The sequence below is a fragment of the Treponema sp. R6D11 genome, from assembly GCF_054786075.1.
In genome coordinates this window covers 1-4,393 of record NZ_BDHD01000149.1, presented here as the reverse complement: position 1 = coordinate 4,393, position 4,393 = coordinate 1, and the positions used below count along the sequence as shown (strand labels likewise).

At 38.7% G+C, this 4,393-nt stretch carries 6 protein-coding genes; 2 read left to right on the top strand and 4 right to left on the bottom strand.

The genetic code is table 11. The annotated features are described in order from the left end of the window. Positions 1 to 192: hypothetical protein (locus ACYVTD_RS10135; RefSeq protein ID WP_461247660.1), on the top strand; the 192-nt coding region annotated here is incomplete at its 5' end. Positions 193 to 347: 155 nt separating this feature from the next. Here ACYVTD_RS10135 and ACYVTD_RS10130 read toward each other — a convergent pair. The 4 genes from ACYVTD_RS10130 to ACYVTD_RS10115 are packed head-to-tail and all read right to left on the bottom strand — an operon-like array spanning position 348 to position 4,015. After that, the gene (locus ACYVTD_RS10130) at positions 348 to 1,517 is read right to left on the bottom strand and encodes a type III PLP-dependent enzyme (RefSeq protein WP_461247661.1); all 1,170 of its coding nucleotides are present in this window, start codon (positions 1,515 to 1,517) and stop codon (positions 348 to 350) included. 50 nt (positions 1,518 to 1,567) lie between these two features. Beyond that, the gene (dtd, locus tag ACYVTD_RS10125; protein WP_461247659.1) at positions 1,568 to 2,059 is read right to left on the bottom strand and encodes a D-aminoacyl-tRNA deacylase; all 492 of its coding nucleotides are present in this window, start codon (positions 2,057 to 2,059) and stop codon (positions 1,568 to 1,570) included. 9 nt (positions 2,060 to 2,068) lie between these two features. Further along, positions 2,069 to 3,175 carry a tetratricopeptide repeat protein gene (locus ACYVTD_RS10120; RefSeq protein ID WP_461247658.1) on the bottom strand — a complete coding sequence of 369 codons (1,107 nt, stop codon included), beginning with the start codon at positions 3,173 to 3,175 and terminating at the stop codon, positions 2,069 to 2,071. A 12-nt stretch (positions 3,176 to 3,187) separates the two neighbouring features. Beyond that, on the bottom strand, positions 3,188 to 4,015 hold the full coding sequence (locus tag ACYVTD_RS10115; RefSeq protein ID WP_461247657.1) for a hypothetical protein: 828 nt from the start codon (positions 4,013 to 4,015) through the stop codon (positions 3,188 to 3,190). Between the two features lie 81 nt (positions 4,016 to 4,096). Here ACYVTD_RS10115 and ACYVTD_RS10110 point away from each other — a divergent pair, with 81 nt between their 5' ends. Further along, a complete protein-coding gene (locus tag ACYVTD_RS10110) occupies positions 4,097 to 4,351 on the top strand; it encodes a hypothetical protein (RefSeq protein ID WP_461247656.1) in 255 nt (84 codons plus the stop codon). Positions 4,352 to 4,393: the final 42 nt, after the last annotated feature.

The following is a 4,393-nucleotide window of genomic DNA, read 5'->3' as shown; positions in this document are numbered from 1 at the left end:
AACAACAACAATAAACGAATACAAGTATACGAAGAGAAAAAAAAGAAAAAAAAAAAACAAAAACACAGAGCATACAAAAAGAAAGTACTCATAAAAAAAATTAAAAATAAAAAAATAGAAGAAAAAGGTTTATTAAATTGTTTTTTTAATATTTGTTTTTATGGGGTTGGGGTTGTTGTCAAGATTATTTAGAAATGTTTTAATTAACATGGAGTTTTTTTCGCTCATGGTAGTATTTTGTGGTTTTTGGGCGTGTTTGTCAATGCTAAAATTACCCACTGTCTCACAGTTAAACCATTAACTAATTAATGAATAAATTATGCGAGCGGCTGCAGTAAAACTCTCCCCTACTCCATAATATAAGTTTTAATCGGCGGAAACCCATTAAAACAAACAGAAGCGTAACTTGCGGTGTATGCTCCTGCGGAAAGAAAATAAAGTTTATCGCCTATTTTAAGGTTTACAGGGAGCAGGTATTTGTGTTCTTCGTAAAGAATATCTTGGCTGTCGCAAGTGGGACCGGCGATAATTACTTCTTCTTCCTCCGCTTCATCGTCCTCATTTTCAGTAATAATGGGATACTTAATCGACTCATTTAATGTTTCTATAAGTCCGTTAAATTTTCCCGTATCAAGATATACCCAGCGGTTAAGCGCCGTAGGAGTTTTCCTTGAAATTAAAACTACTTCCGTTATTAAAATGCCGCTGTCGCCTACCAAAGAACGACCGGGTTCAAGAGCGATTAAAGGTATATCGGAACCAAAATCGTCGGTTAGGTATTTGTAAATTTCCGAGGCGTATTCGGTTAAATCATTGGACGGCTGAACATAAGACGCGGGAAAACCGCCGCCCATGTTTATCATTGTTAGGCGTATATTTTCATCTTTTTCCAGAGAAGAAAAAAGATATTTTGTTTTAGCGATTGCCTCATCCCACTGACCAATGTCCCTCTGCTGGCTTCCAACATGAAAAGATATGCCGTAGGGAGTCAAGCCAAGCGAACGCGCCATGATAAGAAGACCGTACGCCATATCGGGGTGGCAGCCGAATTTACGCGAAAGAGGCCAGTCGGCGGTACTGGAATCGCTCATTACGATACGTACATAGACGCGGGAACCGGGGGCGTATTCCGCAATGTTTTTTAGATCATCTTCGCTGTCGGTAGCGAACATACGCACGCCTTTTTCGTAAAAGTACGCTACATCTTTTGCTTTTTTAATCGTGTTGCCAAAAGACATTCTGTCGGGTGAAATTCCAAGCGATAAAATCAGATCAAGCTCATAGCGCGAGGCGATGTCAAAATTTGCGCCTAACTCATTAAGCATGGAAAGTATCGCTTTGTCTGGATTCGCTTTTACGGCATAGTAAATTTGAGCATAAGGAAAAGAATGGCTCATTTTAAGATAATTTTTTTTAATATCACGAAGATTGATAACAATACACGGAGTTTCAAGGTTTTGCGAAAACTCGGTAAACCTCTGCCATTCGCTATCGGAAATATACTCGTTTCTGTGAATCATAAAAGTCCCCCCCATTGCAAACTTAGTCTGCAAGACAACAGTCTAACTTAATCTTGTTGTTTTGAAAAGGAGTTTTTTGATATTTCTTCGGTATCCAGAATAATCGTAACAGGTCCGTCATTGGTGTACTTAACCATCATGTGCGCCTGAAATTCCCCGCATTCGCAGGTAAGTCCCGTTTTTCTTACGGCGTCCATAAAATACTCGTAAAGTTGTTTTGCTTTTTCAGGCGCAGCCGCTCCGTTCCACGAGGGGCGTCTGCCCTTTCGAGCGTCTGCCAACAACGTAAACTGCGAAACGGCAAGAAGCCCGCACTTTTTATCAACAGTCGCCAAATCTTTAAGGGAGAGATTCATCTTGCCGTCATCGTCGTCAAAAATCCTTAAATACGCTATTTTTTCAGAGAGCCAATCCGCGTCAGCTTCAGTGTCATTATGCGCCACGCCCAGATAAACAAGCAACCCACTGCTAATGCTCCCCTTCTCTATCCCGTCAACGGTAACTGTTGCGTCTTGAACCCTTTGTACTACAGCTTTCAAATGCTTCCCTTAATTCTCAAGTTTCCCAGACTGATGTATAGCCACACCTTCCAATTTAATGTCGGACGAATCGGTAATCGTTATCTTCCCAAGCACTTCAAGCGGTTTTTCCGTATTTATCGAGACGGGACCAAAGAAAACAACCGGGACAATTCCTTCCAAAATTTTGCGAGTATCATAACCTACCAGTAAATCAAAAGTTGTACCTTCGTCGGTTATCGTTACGTTTGTCGCCATGCCTTTCCAAATAACGTGTACGTTTCTGTAAATAGCTGGTTCGGCTCTTACGTCGGCTAACGCGGGGTTATCCGCTTTTTTAAAATTGTCAAAGCCGGGAACTTGCGTATTATCCATTAAAAGACGCGCCCTGCTTTTAAGTCCTTCCGAGGCGTTTGATTCAAGAATGCGGTTAAGACTTTTTTTCGCTTCTTCATCGCGGTATGATGTAAAAAGAGATAACGCTTTATCGTAATAATTTATTGCCTGATCGCGAGTAAGAATGTACTTGTAAATACCGTCAACCTGAACGCTCTCGCGTCTTTCTTGATTAGACAAAACAAAATCAGCCGTGGGGCGTTGATTTCTTTTGAACGGGTTTGGTAGGGCTTTTACATTTATCAATACCACAAAAAAGATAACAAAAGCGGCGGCAAGAATTATCGCTATATTTATAATTGTTTTTGTCGTAATAAAAGGAGCCGGAATAGGAGGAAACAGTTTATACATATTTTCCGTCATCCAGTCGGACAGGGCTTCGCCCGCCGAATATTTTCTGATAACAGAAAGAGCTTTTTTTGCTATTCTGTTGTTTTTATCCAACTCCTGCACTTCAAGATAATAATGAACAGCTTGAACGGTATCCATGCGTTTTAAGTAAAGAATGGCAAAACCAAGCATTAAGTTTGGATCATTTATTTTTATTTTTCTGGCAAGATTAAAATTTTCATGCGCTTCCGCGTAATTGCCCGAATAAAGACATATAACGCCGTATAGATAATAATATTTAAAAGAACCGTAATATCTTTCTTCTTCATATTTTAGGGCGGTTAACGCGCCTTCATAATTGCGTTTCTTTGCCAGAATAGCTACATTGTTCAAAAAAGAATCAAATTTCATTGTTAATATGTTTTATTCCTGCTTGATTCTGTATTTTTCAATAAATTTTTCAATTTCCGCCAGATCCCGCTCACTTATTTTTGTCTGACCGTCAATAAATTGATTTAAAATTTCCTGCAGTTTCGTTAAAATAATGACATTCTCATCTTCATTTGTCGCCGCCGCTTCAATACTCGCCTGAGCCTCTATAGCCGGTATATTTACTGTCAATTCATTTTTTGGCTCAGGCTGTACAACGGCGGGTTGTTTCGGCTCTTTGTCGGATATTATTGAAGCTGTCATATTAAACGGAGTTTCCGCAAGTTTATACCATGCCGTGTCTTCTGTCGTAAGAAAAATTGTATAAGTTAATGTTTTATTGCGATCAAGCATTTCAGGTCCAAAATAATAACAAACAGCGGAATCTCCCGCAGAATACGGCAAATTATTAAAAGAACGTCCTTTTAGATAAGTAAGCCTCCACGGAGTATCTCTTAACTTTTTCCAATTCGCTATGTGAACAAGATCAGGACCTTTTCCGACTCCGTCTACCGGATTAACAATGCTCCCCATTAAAGACACTTTTTTTCCGCGCGATATCCAGAATGTATCATTTGAATTACCATCTAAAAGCAATTCCGATGAAACAACTTGCGTATTTGTAAGAATTGGAGTCCCTCTCATTCCCTCTCCCAAATTCGTATCGAGTAACATTCGCAAGCCTGTAAAAGATCGCTCTGTGCCTGTATTCTGTATAGTCATTGTTATTTTAACGCCGTTAGCCGCTTGAGAACTTGATGTTTTAACCGGAGAAAAAACTTGAGTTATTTTTAAGAACGACGACTCAAATATAAAAGCCATATTTTTTTTATCTCTTTCAATTCTTGTTTTAAATTTATTAGAACTACAAAGACGATAAGGACTTATGAATATACTCTTAATATGTATCAAAAAAGAATCGCCGAGCTTTCTAATAATGAGAACATCATTAATAATTTGAACAATCAGGAATATAAACCTAACGGTAATACCGGTAATGTACCTAGAATTATAGAAGAAGATCCCATAACAGGCGAGGAAATAAAAGAACCTGAAAGCACAGATTACAGCTATAACGATTATTTAATACAAAAAGCTATACGCTTGGGAAACAACATAGGGGAAATTTTAGAAAACATTGAAACCGGAGGGAATTGATGTTTTCCCTTAAATCGAAGGTTTCCCATTTTATTCTTATTC

What these genes read in the sequence shown, in the direction of transcription:
- ACYVTD_RS10110 (WP_461247656.1), top strand. Translation starts at nt 4,097, where the DNA reads ATGTATCAAAAAAGAATCGCCGAGCTTTCTAATAATGAGAACATCATT.
- ACYVTD_RS10115 (WP_461247657.1), bottom strand. Translation starts at nt 4,015, where the DNA reads ATGGCTTTTATATTTGAGTCGTCGTTCTTAAAAATAACTCAAGTTTTT.
- ACYVTD_RS10120 (WP_461247658.1), bottom strand. Translation starts at nt 3,175, where the DNA reads ATGAAATTTGATTCTTTTTTGAACAATGTAGCTATTCTGGCAAAGAAA.